This window comes from Celeribacter litoreus, assembly GCF_020165855.1.
GTDB classification, from domain to species: Bacteria; Pseudomonadota; Alphaproteobacteria; order Rhodobacterales; family Rhodobacteraceae; genus Celeribacter; species Celeribacter litoreus.
Window position 1 is genome coordinate 291042 of sequence record NZ_JAIUFY010000008.1, and the last position, 16328, is coordinate 307369.

18 protein-coding genes and 1 tRNA gene are annotated in these 16328 nt (G+C 57.0%); 11 read left to right on the forward strand and 8 right to left on the reverse strand.

The window, feature by feature from the left end:
- Nucleotides 1-59: 59 nt before the first annotated feature.
- Together LA304_RS09935 and LA304_RS09940 are read right to left on the reverse strand one after the other, a co-directional pair.
- The gene (locus LA304_RS09935) at nucleotides 60-1091 is read right to left on the reverse strand and encodes a substrate-binding domain-containing protein (protein ID WP_224502981.1); all 1032 of its coding nucleotides are present in this window, start codon (nucleotides 1089-1091) and stop codon (nucleotides 60-62) included.
- A 266-nt stretch (nucleotides 1092-1357) separates the two neighbouring features.
- On the reverse strand, nucleotides 1358-2425 hold the full coding sequence (locus tag LA304_RS09940) for a sensor histidine kinase (protein WP_224502982.1): 1068 nt from the start codon (nucleotides 2423-2425) through the stop codon (nucleotides 1358-1360).
- Between the two features lie 298 nt (nucleotides 2426-2723).
- Between LA304_RS09940 and LA304_RS09945 the strand changes: the two genes are divergently transcribed.
- Nucleotides 2724-3107, forward strand: a complete 384-nt coding sequence (locus LA304_RS09945; RefSeq protein ID WP_224502983.1) for a hypothetical protein — start codon at nucleotides 2724-2726, stop codon at nucleotides 3105-3107.
- 11 nt (nucleotides 3108-3118) lie between these two features.
- On the opposite strand, the gene LA304_RS09950 is transcribed toward LA304_RS09945, so the two are convergent.
- Together LA304_RS09950 and gmk are read right to left on the reverse strand one after the other, a co-directional pair.
- Nucleotides 3119-3649 carry a gamma carbonic anhydrase family protein gene (locus LA304_RS09950; RefSeq protein ID WP_224502984.1) on the reverse strand — a complete coding sequence of 177 codons (531 nt, stop codon included), beginning with the start codon at nucleotides 3647-3649 and terminating at the stop codon, nucleotides 3119-3121.
- Nucleotides 3646-4311 (reverse strand): guanylate kinase, encoded by a 666-nt coding sequence (gmk, locus tag LA304_RS09955; protein ID WP_224502985.1) that lies wholly within the window; start codon nucleotides 4309-4311, stop codon nucleotides 3646-3648. The genes LA304_RS09950 and gmk overlap by 4 nt, the downstream gene beginning before the upstream one ends.
- Before the next feature lie 464 nt (nucleotides 4312-4775).
- Between gmk and LA304_RS09960 the strand changes: the two genes are divergently transcribed.
- Nucleotides 4776-5444 carry a PAS domain-containing protein gene (locus tag LA304_RS09960; RefSeq protein ID WP_224502986.1) on the forward strand — a complete coding sequence of 223 codons (669 nt, stop codon included), beginning with the start codon at nucleotides 4776-4778 and terminating at the stop codon, nucleotides 5442-5444.
- A gap of 95 nt (nucleotides 5445-5539) precedes the next feature.
- Here LA304_RS09960 and LA304_RS09965 read toward each other — a convergent pair whose 3' ends face one another.
- Both LA304_RS09965 and LA304_RS09970 read right to left on the reverse strand, forming a co-directional pair.
- Nucleotides 5540-6910, reverse strand: a complete 1371-nt coding sequence (locus LA304_RS09965; protein ID WP_224502987.1) for a class II 3-deoxy-7-phosphoheptulonate synthase — start codon at nucleotides 6908-6910, stop codon at nucleotides 5540-5542.
- 174 nt (nucleotides 6911-7084) lie between these two features.
- Entirely contained in the window at nucleotides 7085-8191 is a 1107-nt protein-coding gene (locus LA304_RS09970; protein ID WP_224502988.1) for a PQQ-dependent sugar dehydrogenase, read from the reverse strand.
- 302 nt (nucleotides 8192-8493) lie between these two features.
- Here LA304_RS09970 and LA304_RS09975 point away from each other — a divergent pair, with 302 nt between their 5' ends.
- From LA304_RS09975 to LA304_RS10000, 6 genes are all read left to right on the forward strand, one after another.
- Complete coding sequence (locus tag LA304_RS09975; protein WP_224502989.1) at nucleotides 8494-9678, forward strand: ABC transporter substrate-binding protein; 1185 nt, start codon at nucleotides 8494-8496, stop codon at nucleotides 9676-9678.
- Nucleotides 9679-9795: 117 nt separating this feature from the next.
- Nucleotides 9796-10581: an ABC transporter ATP-binding protein gene (locus LA304_RS09980; RefSeq protein WP_224502990.1), complete on the forward strand. Its 786-nt coding sequence runs from the start codon at nucleotides 9796-9798 to the stop codon at nucleotides 10579-10581.
- Nucleotides 10578-11285, forward strand: coding sequence for an ABC transporter ATP-binding protein (locus LA304_RS09985; protein WP_224502991.1), 708 nt, complete (start codon nucleotides 10578-10580; stop codon nucleotides 11283-11285). The genes LA304_RS09980 and LA304_RS09985 overlap by 4 nt, the downstream gene beginning before the upstream one ends.
- 4 nt (nucleotides 11286-11289) lie before the next feature.
- Entirely contained in the window at nucleotides 11290-12300 is a 1011-nt protein-coding gene (locus LA304_RS09990; protein ID WP_224502992.1) for a branched-chain amino acid ABC transporter permease, read from the forward strand.
- Nucleotides 12297-13598 carry a branched-chain amino acid ABC transporter permease gene (locus tag LA304_RS09995; RefSeq protein WP_224502993.1) on the forward strand — a complete coding sequence of 434 codons (1302 nt, stop codon included), beginning with the start codon at nucleotides 12297-12299 and terminating at the stop codon, nucleotides 13596-13598. The genes LA304_RS09990 and LA304_RS09995 overlap by 4 nt, the downstream gene beginning before the upstream one ends.
- A gap of 122 nt (nucleotides 13599-13720) precedes the next feature.
- Nucleotides 13721-14308: a nucleotidyltransferase family protein gene (locus LA304_RS10000; protein ID WP_224502994.1), complete on the forward strand. Its 588-nt coding sequence runs from the start codon at nucleotides 13721-13723 to the stop codon at nucleotides 14306-14308.
- A 31-nt stretch (nucleotides 14309-14339) separates the two neighbouring features.
- Here LA304_RS10000 and LA304_RS10005 read toward each other — a convergent pair.
- Nucleotides 14340-14426, reverse strand: a tRNA-Leu gene (locus LA304_RS10005).
- A 235-nt stretch (nucleotides 14427-14661) separates the two neighbouring features.
- Between LA304_RS10005 and LA304_RS10010 the strand changes: the two genes are divergently transcribed.
- Genes LA304_RS10010 through LA304_RS10020 form a run of 3 tightly spaced genes read left to right on the forward strand, consistent with a single transcriptional unit; the run spans nucleotide 14662 to nucleotide 15938 of the window.
- On the forward strand, nucleotides 14662-15237 hold the full coding sequence (locus LA304_RS10010) for a YqaA family protein (RefSeq protein WP_224502995.1): 576 nt from the start codon (nucleotides 14662-14664) through the stop codon (nucleotides 15235-15237).
- A gap of 4 nt (nucleotides 15238-15241) precedes the next feature.
- Nucleotides 15242-15730 carry a disulfide bond formation protein B gene (locus LA304_RS10015; protein WP_224502996.1) on the forward strand — a complete coding sequence of 163 codons (489 nt, stop codon included), beginning with the start codon at nucleotides 15242-15244 and terminating at the stop codon, nucleotides 15728-15730.
- Between the two features lie 31 nt (nucleotides 15731-15761).
- The gene (locus tag LA304_RS10020; RefSeq protein ID WP_224502997.1) at nucleotides 15762-15938 is read left to right on the forward strand and encodes a hypothetical protein; all 177 of its coding nucleotides are present in this window, start codon (nucleotides 15762-15764) and stop codon (nucleotides 15936-15938) included.
- Nucleotides 15939-15956: 18 nt separating this feature from the next.
- Here the strand turns inward: LA304_RS10020 and LA304_RS10025 are convergent, their stop codons facing one another.
- Nucleotides 15957-16235: an usg protein gene (locus LA304_RS10025; protein WP_224502998.1), complete on the reverse strand. Its 279-nt coding sequence runs from the start codon at nucleotides 16233-16235 to the stop codon at nucleotides 15957-15959.
- Between the last annotated feature and the right edge of the window lie 93 nt (nucleotides 16236-16328).

Sequence of the window (16328 nt, forward strand, 5' to 3'; positions counted from 1 at the left end):
CTAAAAGAAAGCGGGGCGGCGGAATATGCCGCCCCGTGAATTGTCACGTCGCGATGGACTTACTGCATGGTTTCTTCAGCAGCAACAGCAGCTTGGGTCGCAGCCAGTTCCGGATCGGAAACGAGGCCGTACTCAGCAAGCGGGCCGTCCGGACCAGCAATCTCGTCGGCGATGAAGAACTCAGCGTATTCTTTGAGACCCGGGATCACGCCGATGTGGGCTTTCTTCACGTAGAAGAACAGCGGGCGGGACACAGGGTATTCACCGGTGGAGATGGTCTCGGTGGACGGTTCAACGCCGGACATGGTCGCAACTTTGAGTTTGTCGGTGTTGTTCTCGTAGAATGCGAGGCCGAACACGCCGATGCCGTTTGCGTTGGCGTCGATGGATGCGAGGGTCTCGGTGTAGTCACCGTCGATGTCCACTGCGCGACCGTCGGTGGCCACTGCGAGACATGCGTCTTCAGCGTCGTCTTCGGACATGCCAGCAGCCATCATGGCTTCGAAAGCGCCGGTTGCTTCACAGCCAGCAGCGATCACTTTTTCTTCGAAAACTTCACGGGTGCCGTGTTTGGTGCCCGGGATGAAAGCGAGGATGTCTTCAGCCGGCAGGTCAGCGTTGAAGTCAGCCCACTGGGTGTACGGGTTGTCAACGAGAGCGCCGTCTACAACAACTTTCGGTGCGAGAGCGTTGAACAGGTCGGACGGGGTGAAGGCGTTGTATGCCGGGCCGTCGAGCTGGGATGCGAACACGATCCCATCGTAGCCGATGCGGACTTCGATGATGTCGGTCACGCCGTTTTCGGCACAAGCAGCGATCTCTTTGTCGCGGATTTTGCGGGATGCGTTTGCAACGTCGGTGTGCTCTTCGCCAACACCTTGGCAGAAACGCTTCAGACCAGCAGAGGAACCGCCGGATTCAACAACCGGGGTCGGGAAATCAAAGTTTTCACCGAATGCTTCAGCAACGATGGAGGCGTAGGGCAGAACAGTGGAAGAACCGGCAACCTGAACTTGGTCACGGGCAGCGGCAGCAGTAGCCGACACAGCGGCAATCGCGATCGCGGATGCGGTCAGTTTCACAAAGGACATCAATTTAGCTCCTGGTAGTCTCTCGTTTAGTTGAGGGTTGTTAGCACCCTTCGAGCGGCGGTTTAGAAGTCTGTGACGATGCTTTTGTGTAAGATTTGTAACAGGTTTATGACAGTGGGGGAATTTAAAATTAAGCCATTGTTTTTATGATGTATATTTTGCCTATCTTTTCGAAAAATTGCCTGAAAAACATTTCAGGACATAATTCGGGAGCCCGAAATATTAACAATTGTAACAACGATTCCCGAAGGGGGCCGAGTCAGGCCTTACTCGTAAGGCAAAATAACAGAGAAACAGCTCCCCTGCCCCGGATGGCTTTCAATCCGCAGACGACCGCGGTGGCGGTTCAGGATATGCTTCACAATCGCGAGGCCCAGACCAGTTCCGCCCATTTCGCGCGAGCGGTGGTTGTCGACGCGGTAGAAACGCTCTGTCAGGCGCGGAATGTGGCGGGTTGGAATGCCCTCGCCTTGATCCGAGATATCGACACGGACGGCCTCGGACCGCATTGTCGGCTCATCCGTGTGGCTGGTCAGGCAAATGTGAACCTCTTTGTCACGACCGCCGTATTTGATGGCGTTCTCGATCAGGTTTGTGAAAACCTGCGTCAGCTGGTCCTGACTGCCCGGAACGATCTCGCTTTCAGAGAGACCTTCCAGAATCAGTGTGACGTTCTGCTTTTCAGCAAATGCCTGAAGGCTTGCAGTTACGGAACGAAGCAACGCGCAGATATCGACCTTCTCAGTCGGTCGAACACGCCTCTCGGCCTCGACACGGCTCAGGGACAAAAGATCGCCAACAATGCGATTCATCCGCTTGGCCTCTTTGTCCATGATCTCTAGGAACCGCTTGCGCGCCACAGGATCGGCGGCGGCCGGTCCGAGCAGAGTCTCGATAAAACCGAGCACTGCCGTCAACGGTGTGCGCAGTTCGTGGCTCACGTTCGCCACGAAATCGCGGCGCATCTGGCCGGCGTCGTGGAGATCGGTCTTGTCTTCAAAAGCAACGGTCACGCAGGCATAGTCACCGACGATCACAGGATTGAGGGCGACTTCATACACCTGATCCCGCTGATTTTGCGTAATCCGATAGACGGCTTTCGCAGGTTCAGAAAGACGCAGAACGTTTTCGATTGCATCCAAGAGCATCGGCTGACGCAGCACGGTGATATAGTGTCGGCCGACCATCGTCTGATTGAACAACTCGCGCGCGCCGATGTTCCCAGCGACGATACGTTCATCGCGCCCGATGATGACCACCGGGAAGGGCATCGCCTCCGCCATCGCAGCGACCATCGCGTCGCCGGGGACCGTTTGTTCAAGAAGTCGGACCATAAATCACTCGTTAGTGGACCCTATAGACCCGATGTAACCGCCGTGTGACAAGGGAATTGTAACTGCACCCCAAGGTTGAATTACCTACCGCCGCCACAATCAAGGCAGCTAACGACAGATTCTTTTCCAAAAAAGTTAAAATTCTGTGTTCGTATCGCTAGCGTAAACATTGAGTTTCCGAAAAATTCGTTGAGTTGTGAATCGTTATTAATTTTCAATGTTTCTCAACCATTTGAGGGAAATCGGACTGAAGAGGCTCAGAATGAGTGGCGCGAGAAGCAATACGTTTCGAGAAATGATGGCGCATCTTTCCGAAGTTGCCCCGGGCAAAACGCATACCGTTTTGATGGTCGGAAAATCTCCGCAAATGCATGATCTTGAACGTCATCTCGGCATGTGCGCGGGCGTCTTGTCGATCCGCTACGGAGATTTTTCGCGAGATTTGATTGAACGGCTCAAACCGGACAGCATTCTCTGTCCCGCCATCGGTGAAGACTTCGACTGTATCGAGATTGCGGATTTTCTTGCATCCACCTGTTTTCAGGGAACCCTTCGGGTGTTTTGCGGAACAGAGTTGCACCACGGGGTGATCCGCAGAGACCTCTGCAGCCGCTATCCGAACCACGACTTCGACATCCTGACTTTCGCAACGAAACCGCGGGCCCTGACCAGATTGCACTGACGCGGTGCATTTCAGCCGATTTTTTTCAACCCGTCGCGGAACCGCTGCGCGTTCTGTTGGTAATGCAGCGCTGAGGACTTGAGCCCTGCGATCTGCTCTTCGGTGAGTGTCCGTACCACTTTACCGGGCGCGCCCATGACGAGAGATCCGTCGGGGATCTCCTTGTTCTCTGTAATCAGCGCATTCGCGCCGATCAGACAGTTTTTACCGATCTTTGCGCCGTTCAGCACGGTCGCGCCCATGCCGATCAGGGAATTGTCACCAATCGTGCAACCGTGAAGCATGGCCTTGTGCCCGATGGTGCACCCCTTCCCGATGGTGAGCGGATAGCCCATATCCGTATGGAGGACGGAGTTTTCCTGAATATTCGTGCCTTCGCCGACGAAAATGACCTCGTTGTCGCCGCGCAGTGTGGCGCCAAACCAGATGTTCGTATGTTCTTCGAGCACGACTTTGCCGATTACATTCGCGTCCGGCGCGACCCAATAGTCTCCGTTCAGCGGGAGCACAGGCGCATGAGAGTCCAAGCTGTAAAGTGTCATCCTTCCTCCTCCTCGAATTCCGTCTGAAGTCCGCGCACAAACGGCATGAGGCCCGGTTGTTGCGCGCGACGCAGACGTTCCGCTTCGATGATAGTTTGCAGATGCGCAAACGTCTGGTCCAGATCATCATTAACAAGCACGTAATCATAGCCACCCCAGTGGCTGATTTCGTCCCAGCTTTGCTGCATCCGCTTCGCGATGACCTCCGGCTGATCCTGACCGCGTTCGACCAAACGGCGACGCAGTTCGCGGATCGACGGCGGCAGAATGAAGATCGAGAGAACGTGGTCGCTCAGGACGGAATTCGAAATCTGCTGCGCACCCTGCCAGTCCACGTCGAAGAGAACGTCCCGCCCGCTCTCGATGGCCTCACGCACCGGACCAGCGGGCGAACCATAATAATTGCCAAACACCTGCGCATGTTCGAGCATCTCGCCCTCGTCCACCATCTCGCGGAACGCGGGCGTATCGACGAAGTGATACTCGACCCCGTTCGTTTCCCCGGGACGCGGATCGCGGGTCGTAGCGGAGACAGAAAAACGCAAAGTTTCGTCCCATGCCATAAGCTTGCGCGCCAAGGTCGATTTCCCCGCTCCGGACGGCGACGACAAGATGATGAGCAGGCCGCGACGGGAAGTGGACTGGCTTTTTGCCTGTGACATTATGGGCTCCTTCTCGATCACGTTGGCCGTCGCAATCTATATCCGCCTCCCCGCACGTTGGAAAGCGCTGCGTGCTTGCCGTTGCCACCAACATCAAAGCGCAAAATATCAGAGGGATATAAAGACCGCTGCGCCCACTCCGTAAATGTCATGAAAAACAGAATTTCGGCGCTTTAATTGCTCAGTTTTCCCACGATTTGGCCAGATTTCTGGTTAATAAATCCTTAAGAGTTCCCGAACAAATCTTCAGAAGTTCCCGCGTCACGTTAACCATTTGTTAGGTTTTGTCCCACTATGCGGCACGTTCATGTCATACTAACCTCATCGCAACGCGCGCAAATCGCGTTGCATTTGACATGCGGGTCACCGGGTCGAATATCCGGGCAGTCACACCAGAACGGTCTATCCCGCCTTCGCACGCTCCGCCTCGCCAGAGGCGTGACAGCCAGACGACAGGTGATGAGATGACAAAAGTCGAGTTTAGCAACGGAAATGTTGTGCCGTTTTTGCAGCGGCGGACCGAGACGCATTTTGCTGCGCTCAAGACAGTTGAGGGTTATTGGAATGGTCTGCGCCAAGGACGGTCGATCCCGCTTCGTTCCGACATCGATCCGCGCGGCATTCAGGACGCGCTCGAGTATGCCTTTATCCTCGAACGCATCGCACCGGGTGTGGCGCGGTTCCGACTGGCCGGAATGCATCTGACGGACCTCATGGGAATGGAAGTGCGCGGCATGCCGTTGACCGCGATGTTTGTGCCAGAAGCGCGCGCTACTGTTTCAACTGCGCTTGAGGCGGTCTTTGATACGCCGGAATGTACCACCCTCACACTAGAGGCCGAGCGCGGCATTGGGCGTGGTGAGATGAGCGGCGCGCTCCTTCTTTGTCCCCTCAAATCCGATCTGGGCGACGTCAATCGCGTCCTTGGCGCGCTCCAAACGAACGGTCCGATTGGACGCCAGCCGCGTCGGTTCAAGATCGGAGGTGCTCAGATGAATTCGGAGACACGTGCAGAACGCGGCCAAGAATTCGCAGAAGCGAAGCGCAAGTATGAAGGCAAAATTTCCAAGGCACCGCGTCCGCGCGGCGGGACGGAAAAGCCGAGGTTACGTTTGGTAAAATCCGACATGTAAGAGGAGTGACCGGGGGGAACCTCTCTTCTGTCGCGACCAAACGAAAAAAGCCGGGCCCCAGAGCCCGGCTTTTTGCATTCGTGGATCGGCGCAGTTTACGCAGTCGCCGCGATAGTCTCCGGCGTCTGGCCCTTCTGGAGTTCCTCAGCGACGAGGAATGCAAGCTCCAGAGACTGGGACGCGTTCAGGCGCGGGTCACAGGCGGTGTGGTAGCGATCGGCGAGGTTCTCGTCCGTCACAGCACGCAGACCACCGGTGCACTCGGTCACGTCCTGACCGGTCATCTCGAAGTGAACGCCGCCCGGAACCGTGCCCTGCTCGCGATGAACCGCAAAGAATTCCTGAACTTCGCCAAGAACTTGCTCGAACGGACGGGTTTTGTAACCGCTGTCAGATTTGATCGTGTTGCCGTGCATCGGGTCACAGGACCAGACAACGTTTGCACCCTCGGCTTTCACGGTCTCAACGAGGCGCGGCAGGTGGTCGCCCACTTTACCTGCGCCGAAGCGTGCGATGAGCGTCAGACGGCCAGCTTCGTTCTCAGGGTTCAGTTTGCCCATGAGAACTTTGAGGTCTTCTGCGGTCGTGGTCGGGCCACATTTGAGACCGATCGGGTTTTCAACGCCGCGGCAGAATTCGACATGTGCGCCGTCCGGCTGACGGGTGCGGTCGCCGATCCAGATCATGTGACCGGAGCCTGCAATCGTCGCACCAGAAGTGCTGTCCACACGGGTCAGGGCCTCTTCATATTCAAGCAGCAGAGCTTCATGCGAGGTGTAGAAATCAACTGTCTGAAGATCAGGGTTGTTCTCACCGGTCATGCCAGCCGCTTTCATGAAGTCGAGCGCATCTTGGATGCGGTTCGCCATGTCGCGGTATTTCTCTGCCTCATCGGACTCGGTGAAGCCGAGGGTCCAGGAGTGCACGCGGTGAATATCTGCGAAACCACCTTTGGAGAAGGCGCGCAGAAGGTTCAGGGATGCCGCCGCCTGCGTGTAGGCATGCAGCATGCGCTGCGGATCAGGGATGCGAGCCTCTGGAGTGAAGTCGAAACCATTGATGATGTCACCACGGTAAGACGGCAGTTCCACACCATTCGAGGTCTCGGTCGGCGCAGAGCGCGGCTTGGCGAACTGGCCGGCCATACGACCGACTTTGATCACCGGCACTTTCGCACCAAAAGTGAGAACCATAGCCATCTGAAGCATGACTTTGAACGTGTCACGGATGTTGTTGCCGGTGAACTCGGCAAAGCTCTCTGCGCAGTCGCCGCCCTGAAGAAGGAAGGCCTCGCCACGGGACGCTTTGGCCAAGGAGCGCTTGAGTTTACGCGCCTCACCCGCAAAAACGAGCGGCGGATATTTGGCGAGCTGAGCCTCTACAGCATTCAGCGCGGCCTCGTCCGTATAGTCGGGCATTTGCACACGCGGTTTGTTGCGCCATGCGGTTTTCACCCAATCCGTCATCGTTCTTACTCCAAAACGTTGTCTATTCTCCTCCCTCCGTCCGCGCACTGTTAGCGCACACGAAAGTCTGACGACTTATAAGCAGGAGAAGCCGATGAGAAAACCCAAAAGAGACTCGCAAAGGTGCAGAAATGACGGGCAAATGCCTATTTCCTGCGCTCGGGACTGATGCCGTTACGGACGCGGCGTGATGCTGTACGCTGCGCCCTCCATGACCGAGAGGAACCAGATCGAGCCATCGGGAGCGATTTCGATGTCCCGAACGCGTCCAGTTTCCGGCCATGACCACGTTGTCTGTTCCCATGTCTGCGGGTCCATCACGGCGATGTAGTCGAATTTGAGAGAGCCAATCAGATGCGCGCCAGCGAGTTCTGGAAACAGATCGCCACTATATACAGCGTACCCGGAGGGTGCGATTGAGGGGGTCCACTGATGCACGGGCGGAGCTGTCCCCTCAAGGAGCGGTGGAGCAAATCGTCCCCCGCCATAATTCTCCCCGTAGGTGGTGAGCGGCCAACCGTAATTTTCGCCTTTGATCACGCGGTTGATTTCATCTCCGCCTTGCGGCCCGTGTTCATTCACCCAAAGGCGTCCGGACAGATCGAGCGCCGCACCCTGAGGATTGCGGTGCCCGAAGGACCAGATTTGCGGCAGCGCATTTGCTTGATCGACGAAAGGATTGTCCGCCGGGATCGTCCCGTCGCGGTTGATACGGAGGACCGTCCCATTCGCGCGCGACAGATCCTGCGCTGACTCGCGGTCTCCACGTTCTCCGACCGTCAGATAGAGGGTTCCGTCCGCGGCCTCGACGATGCGCGATCCGAAGTGCTGCCCGCGACGTGATTCCTCACTCATCACAAAAAGATCCCGAAACCCCTCGATCCGTCCGTCAATGAGACGCCCGACGCCAAGCGCGGTTCCTGCCCCGCCGCGCATCGGTTTAGCATAACTCAGGAATATCTCTCGACTCTCCTCGAAATCGCGCGGAACCATGATGTCGAGCAATCCGCCCTGCCCGTTCTCCCAAACGCGCGGGACCCCGCGCAACTCAATCCGCTTTCCATCCCTGAGATGCAAAAGCCGACCATCAATTTCCGAGATCAACACACCACCATCCGGCAGAAACGCGATAGACCAGGGTTCATCAAGGCCCGAAACCATCTCTGTGACGTCGACAGACTTGCCCCCGGCCATGCGCTCCACAGCTAGTGCCGCAGCAGGAAAAGATAGGGCAAACACTGGCACCGTCAGAAGCACGTTTCGGATCAGCTGAAATGTCATCGGAACCCTTCCGTCAATATGTCCTGTAGAAAGGACGTAGACCGAAATACCTGCGCATCCATCTCAGAAAGCTGACCTTGGCGAGAATACGCCCGAGTCGGCGCACTCTGCCCAGACTCGTAGAGAAACGGGCCATTTCTCCGACAGCGCGTAATTTCCGGTCAAAAGACCTGAATTTACCCTTCAGAATTTGAGCAAATGCCCTAAATGCGCCCAAAGAACGCGGCGGCATCTCTTTCCAATTGGTCAAAGCGCGTCTAGGCTCCGCCATATAAATTTTTCAAAATCAGGGAGAATTCCATATGAAAAAGCTGCTTCTGGCGACGACTGCGGCCACGATGTTGACCGGCGCCGCATCAGCCGAAGAAATCAAGATCGGTGTGATGCTTGGCTTCACCGGTCCGGCTGAATCCTTGGCGCCCGATATGTTCGGCGGCGCAAAGGCAGCCATCGCAGAAGCATCTGACAGCGGGATGTTCCTCGACGGTACCACGATTGCTGTGGTCCAGGGTGACTCCTCCTGTGTGGATGCGGCTGTTTCGACCGCTGTTGCCGACCGTTTCGTGACGGCTGATGGCGTCTCCGGCATTATCGGTGCGCTGTGCTCTGGTGCGACCATTGCGGCACTTCAGAACGTCGCAATCCCGAACGGCATGGTGATGATTTCCCCGTCCGCGACCTCTCCTGCGCTGACCTCCATCGAAGACAACGGCCTGTTCTTCCGCGCTTCCCCGTCCGACGCCCGTCAGGGTCAGGTGATGGCAGAATCGCTCATGGAAAAAGGCGTGACCTCTGTTGCCGTGACCTACACCAACAACGACTACGGCAAGGGTCTCGCTGACGCGTTTGAAGCCTCCTATACCGAAATGGGCGGCATCGTGACGATCAACGCCTCCCACGAAGATGGCAAAGCCGACTACTCCGCTGAAGTCGGTGCACTGGCTGCTGCTGGTGGCGATCTTCTCGTGGTTGTTGGCTATCTGGACCAAGGTGGCCCGGGCATCATCCGTGCCGCTCTCGACACCGGTGCATTCGACATGTTCCACCTGCCGGACGCGATGATCGGCCAGTCCATCGAAGATCGCTTTGGCGACGAAATCGAAGGCTCCACCGGTCAGGTTCCGGGCTCTGATAGCGAAGGCGGCGACATGCTCGTCCCGATCGGCGAAGCGAACGGCTATGATGCAACCGCGCCTTATGCACCGGAATCCTATGACGCAGGTGCTCTGATGGTTCTCGCTATGCAGGCTGCTGGTTCCACCGATCCGCAGGTCTACAAAGACAAAGTCTTCGACGTGGCCAACGCTCCGGGCGAAATGATCTACCCGGGTGAGATTGCCAAAGCCCTCGAAATCCTCGCTGCTGGCGGCGAAATCGACTATGTCGGCGGTTCCGCTGTTGAGCTGATCGAGCCGGGCGAAGCCGCTGGCTCCTACCGTGAAATCGTCGTCGAAGGCGGCAAGATCACCACGGTTGGCTATCGCTAATCTTTAGCATCTCGTGCAGCCCGATTCCTCACGGAGTCGGGCTGTATCTATACAAAAACCGAAGTGCGACAGCCCGATTGATGGCCAAGTCGCATCATCAACAGCGGGATATTCAACATGATCGAAGTGCGTGATTTGCACATGCATTTCGGCGGGTTTCGTGCGGTGGATGGCGCCTCGCTCACACTTGAGCAAGGGTCTATCACAGGGCTCATTGGGCCCAATGGCGCGGGGAAAACGTCGCTTTTCAACTGTATCGCGGGGGTACTCACTCCGACGTCCGGACAGGTGCTGTTCAACGGGGAAGAGATCACAGGTCTCAAACCGCATGAACTGTTCCATAAGGGCATTTTGCGCACCTTCCAGATCGCGCATGAGTTCGGCTCCATGACCTGTCGCGAAAACCTGATGATGGTGCCTGCGGGGCAAACCGGCGAGACCCTCTGGAACACATGGTTCGGGCGCAAACGGATCGCGGACGAAGAGCGGGCACTTCGGGCCAAAGTGGACGAAGTTCTTGAATTCCTGACAATTTCCCATATCGCGGACCTGAAAGCCGGTGAGATTTCCGGCGGTCAGAAAAAGCTCCTCGAGCTTGGCCGCACCATGATGGTCGATGCAAAAATGGTCTTCCTCGACGAGGTCGGCGCAGGCGTGAACCGCACCCTGCTCTACACCATCGGCGACGCGATCAAGCGTCTCAACGTCGAGCGCGGCTACACCTTCTGCATGATCGAACACGACATGGATTTCATCAAACAGCTCTGCGATCCGGTGATCGTCATGGCACAGGGCAAGGTCATGGCGACCGGCTCTGCCGAAGACATCATGCAAAACGAAGCGGTGATCGAGGCCTACCTCGGCACCGGCGTCAAAAACAAGAAAACGGAGGAGGCAGAATGAGTTTCCTTCACGCCAATGAAATGCGCGGGGGCTATGGCTCTGGCGCGGATATTCTTCACGGCTGCACGCTCACCGTCCAGAAGGGTGAGATCGCTGTGATTGTCGGCCCGAACGGCGCGGGCAAATCCACTGCGATGAAAGCGGTCTTCGGGATGCTGAACCTACGCGAGGGCCATGTGCATCTCGACGGGGAGGACATCACAGGCCTCACGCCGCAGGAACGCGTTTACAAGGGCATGGGGTTCGTCCCCCAGACCCACAACATTTTCCCGACCATGACGGTGCGCGAGAATTTGGAGATGGGTGCGTTCATCCGTAACGATGATATCGAGCCCACAATTCAGCAGGTCTACGAACTCTTCCCGGCGGTCTATGAAAAGCGCAACCAGAACGCCGGCGAGCTTTCGGGTGGTCAGCGCCAACAGGTCGCCGTGGGCCGTGCGCTCATGACCCAGCCGAAGCTTTTGATGCTCGACGAGCCGACCGCTGGTGTGTCGCCCATCGTGATGGATGAGCTGTTCGACCGGATTATTGAAGTTGCCAAGACGGGCATCTCGATCCTCATGGTGGAACAGAACGCCCGCCAAGCTCTTGAAATCGCGGACAAAGGCTATGTCCTCGTGCAGGGCGCCAATGCTTACACCGACACTGGGGCCAACCTTTTGGCAGACCCCGAAGTCCGTCGCACATTCTTGGGGGGCTGAAATTATGGACCTTCTCAACGCCCTCGTGGCGTTTGCTAACTTCGTTGTGGTTCCCGCGACCGCCTATGGCGCGCAGCTTGCACTTGGGGCGCTTGGTGTGACGCTGATTTATGGCGTGCTCCGGTTCTCCAACTTTGCCCATGGTGAGACCATGTCCTTCGGGGCGATGGTCGTTGTGCTGGTGACCACACTCTTCCAAAGCTGGGGGATTAGCCTCGGGCCGCTCCCGACTGCACTGCTCGCCCTGCCCTTCGGGATTTTGGCGACGGCGATCCTGCTTCTGACCACCGACAAAGTGGTCTACAAGTTCTATCGCCGCGTCAAAGCCGCGCCTGTGATGCTCGTGATTGTGTCGACCGGCGTCATGTTCGTGATGAACGGAGCTGTTCGGATGATCATCGGCACGGATGACAGACGGTTCGCGGATGGCGAACGTTTCCTGATCTCCGCGCGTGATTTCAAAACGATGACGGGTCTCTCCGAGGGCCTCGCCATCCGGACAACTCAGGTGATCACCGTTGTGGTTGCCATGATCACGGTGGCCGCGCTGTTCTGGTTCCTGAACAAAACACGCACCGGCAAATCGATGCGCGCCTATTCGGACAACGAAGATCTCGCGCTACTCTCCGGGATCAATCCGGAGCGTGTGGTCAAGATCACTTGGCTCCTCGTGGCTGCGCTCGCGACGATTGCCGGAGCCCTCTATGGTCTCGACAAGAGCTATAAGCCGCTTATCTTCCAACAACTTCTACTTCCGGTCTTTGCTGCCGCCATTGTGGGCGGGATCGGCAATCCGCTGGGCGCCATTGCAGGTGGCTTTGTCATCGCCTTCTCCGAGGTGACGCTCACCTATGCGTTCAAGAAGGTTGTGACCTATCTCGGACCTGACAGTTGGGCGCCCGACGGGTTGGTTCAGCTGCTGTCCACAGACTACAAATTCGCCGTGTCCTTCGCGATCCTGATCATCGTGCTGCTCTTTAAGCCGACCGGCCTGTTCAAGGGGCAATCCATATGACCCAGTCACGTGCACCTCTTTATTTCCTCATCATGGCCCTGCTTATTCTGGCCGTTGGCGTTTTCCAGTCGTGGAACTCCGCGCTGTCGATCCTGAACATGGGGCTCATCTCCGCGATCATGGCGCTCGGCGTGAACCTTCAGTGGGGCTATGCCGGTCTGTTCAATGTCGGTGTCATGGGCTTTGTCGCGCTTGGCGGTTTGGCAGTCGTGCTCACATCCATGAGCCCGGTATCTGCCGCGTGGTCGGCAGGTGGCGTGCGGATGATCATCTCGCTCGCTGTCGGTATCGCCACCATCGTCATTGCGATCATGGCCTATCCGCGCCTGCCGAAGGGCCGCATCCGTGGCTTTGGCCTCGCCGCGATCCTGCTCGTGGGCCTTTGGGCATTCCGGAGCCTCTTTGATCCCGCTGTTGCAGCCATCGAAGCCATTGATCCAGCGGTCACCGGCTATCTCGGCGGTTTGGGTCTCCCAGTCATCTTGGCGTGGCCAGTCGGCGCTCTGCTCGCAGCGGGAGCCGCGTGGCTCGTGGCGAAAACGGCACTGGGTCTGCGCTCCGATTATCTCGCTATTGCGACCCTCGGGATTGCAGAGATCATCATCGCCGTTCTTAAAAACGAAGACTGGCTGTCCCGCGGCGTGAAAAACGTCAACGGCCTGCCCCGTCCTGTGCCTTACGAGATCGACCTGCAAGGCGCGGAGTGGTTCGTCAGTCTCTGCGCGAAGTTCGGCTTTGATCCGGTGAGCAGCTCCACCATCTTTGTGAAACTGCTCTACGCGGGGTTCTTCCTCGCCGTGATCATCATCATCGTGACCGCGATGGAGCTTGCCCTCAAAAGCCCGTGGGGCCGTATGATGCGCGCCATTCGTGACAACGAAGTCGCAGCCGAAGCCATGGGCAAGGACGTCACAGGTCGCCACCTGCAAATCTTCGTTCTCGGGGCCGCGATCATCGGCTTTGCGGGGGCCATGATGACCACTCTGGATGGTCAACTTACCCCGACGGCCTACCAACCGCTGCGCTACACTTTCCTCGTTTGGGTCATGGTGATCGTTGGCGGATCGGGCAACAACTGGGGCGCTGTCCTCGGCGGTATGCTCATCTGGTTCCTCTGGATCGAGGTGGAGCCCATCGGCGGGTTTATCGTCAATTCGCTCACCGCTGGTCTCGAAGATGGCTCCCCGATCAAGTCGGGTCTCCTCGATCGCTTGGCCTATATGCGGTATCTGACGATGGGGATCATCCTTCTGGTGGTATTGCGGTTCTCTCCGCGCGGGCTTTTGCCTGAAAAATAATCCGCCGCGATCAATCGCACTTTTGCTCAGGGGCTTTGCCGATTTTTCTTTCGGCAGAGCCCTTTTCATATCGTAGGCTCACTCGGCAAACCAATAAGAACACGAGACGAGAGGGTGTGGCAGTGAGACTACTGACAGGGATTTGTGCTGCTGGAAATTCGACACGGATGGGCTTTGACAAACTCACCACGTCGCCGTCGCTTCATTCTCCCGACACACTCATGACGCGCGTCGTTGCGGCGGTGCCCAGAACCGATTTTGTCGTCGCCCTACCGCCCGAGGATCATCGCTATTACGCCGCACGAAAATCGCTCCTGCGCCCCTACGACAGAAGTATTTGCGTGGCTGATCCGGATCAGGGAATCGCGGAAACCCTCAAACTTTTGGCGCAAACGGCATTGGCGGAAGAGTACGACGGTCTGATCATTCTCATGGCCGATTTGCCCTTTCTCACACGTTCCCATGTCGAGAGCGTGATAAAAATATTCGAGGCCTTCGACGGCGAACGTGTCGTGCGAGCGACCTGTACGGATGGAGATTTCGGGTATCCCGTCATCCTGCCAGCAAAAGTGCTGCCGGAGTTCGAGGCCCTCACGGGGGAACAGCGTGTAGGTGTTGTGTTGGCCAACCATTCCGTCAAACGTGTAAACATTGGCTCGAAAGCTGCCTGCATGCACGTGAATACACCGGAAGACTGGCGCAAAATCTGAGCGCGCCAAAGCAGGGCTGATCTATTTGGAATGGTACCCGTGGCCGGACTCGAACCGGCAAGGCCGCAAAGCCGGGGGATTTTGAATCCCCTGTGTCTACCAATTCCACCACACGGGCAGAGCGCCAAAAGCGGCGCAGTAAGAGGCGTTTAACGAAGCGCGCGAGCGGCGTCCAGAGGGATCGTGATCGGGGACAGAGATTTTTACGCCCCTTCACGCACACGTGGTTGCGTTCTGATCACATCCTTAGCGCCACGATGACAAAATTGCGAAATGAGCGGCGCGACGTTCCCTTCGGCTTGACCCTTCTGATCAGATGCTGCCTAAAGAGGAAAACGAGCAGGGGACGGTAAATGCGCCGACTTTACAACTGGACACTGTCGCTCGCGGAGAGCCCGCACGCGCTTTGGGCCTTGGCGATTGTCGCCTTCATCGAAAGTTCCGTTTTCCCCATTCCGCCGGACATCCTGATGATCCCTCTGATCGTCGCGCGTCCGCGTGAGGCCTTCAAAATCGCAGGGATTGCGACGGTTGCGTCCGTTCTCGGCGGGATGCTCGGCTATTGGATCGGCTACGGCGCGTTTGAAACGATCGGTCGTCCAGTCCTCGAGTTCTACGGCAAAGATGCCTACTTCGACGAATTCGCGGTCAAATATAACGAATACGGTGCCTGGGCCGTGCTGATCGCGGGGATTACACCGTTCCCGTATAAGGTCATTACAATCCTCTCGGGAACAACGGGCCTCTCCCTGCCCGTCTTCATCCTCTCGTCGATCACCGCCCGTGCGTTCCGGTTCTTCATCGTGGCGGCGCTCCTGTGGAAATTCGGCGATCCGATCCGTGAATTTATCGAGCGGCGCTTGGGACTTGTCTTCACTGTTCTGCTCGTGCTTCTCTTTGGTGGCTTCTACGCCGTGAAATATCTGTGATCCTATGAAATCTAAATCTGACTTCGCTCCGCTTCAGCCTGCCCTCGCCGCGACCTTCGGCTCAGCTGCAATTCTCGGAGGTGCGTTCATCTTTCAATCGCTCGGCTACGCGCCCTGCCCGATGTGTATATGGCAGCGTTGGCCCCACGCGATTGCGATTGTGATTGGGTTGCTCTTCTTCGCGACCCGTATCCGGAGCCTGACGCTCCTCGGTGTCTTGGTGATGCTGGTCTCTGCGGGTCTCGGTGGGTTTCACGCTGGGGTCGAACAGGGCTTCTGGCCGGGACCAAGCTCCTGTACAGGCGGCGTTGATGCACTTGCGGGCTTTAGCGGCGCGGGCCTTCTCCCGTCTGCCGGTGAAGCCGAGGCCATCGTCATGTGCGATGAAATCGTATGGGACACTTGGGGTCTCGGGATCACTATGGCTGCGTGGAATTGCGTCTTTTCCCTGATTTTTGCCGCACTTTGGTTCGTCGGTTGGAAGAAGGCTTGAGTTTCCGGAAAAGTGAGCCCATCTTTTCTCTATGAGAGAGAAAAAGGTCATCGAATTCCCGACAGCCCGCCGCGCCCGTCCGCGTGTTGGCGGTCGTCTGGCTGATGCGCGCGCGGATGCTCTTCGCGCTCGCTTTAAAAAAGTGTCGGATGCCTCCCGCACTGGCGACGCCAGCACGCCGCTCAAAAAGCTGCTGAAGCGCTTCTGAGGGCGACCACCTTTACACTTAGTGCAGTGTGAACTCCCCCACGCAGTTCCGCCATTCGCCGGGTGCGATCAGTTTCCGGTGTGTGAAACGAACATGATGGAGCGGGCCTTCAATGTTTTCGTGCCAGAATTCGATGAACTTGAAGAGTTTTGGATAGTCTGGCGCGAGATCGAAAAGCTGCCATGAAAATGTGTTCAGGACGCTCTGATAATCCGGCATTCGGTAGGTAAATTCCGCCAATGTGAGCCCGTAACCCGAAAGCATCATTTCGGTCTCACTCAAGTCCTTTTCGTGCATGTATTGGTCTCCTGCTTGGGGCCTTTTCGGCCTCTCGATTTCCTCCCTAATAAAAATGGTGCCGGAATTCAGAAATATGTCAATTAAAACAAT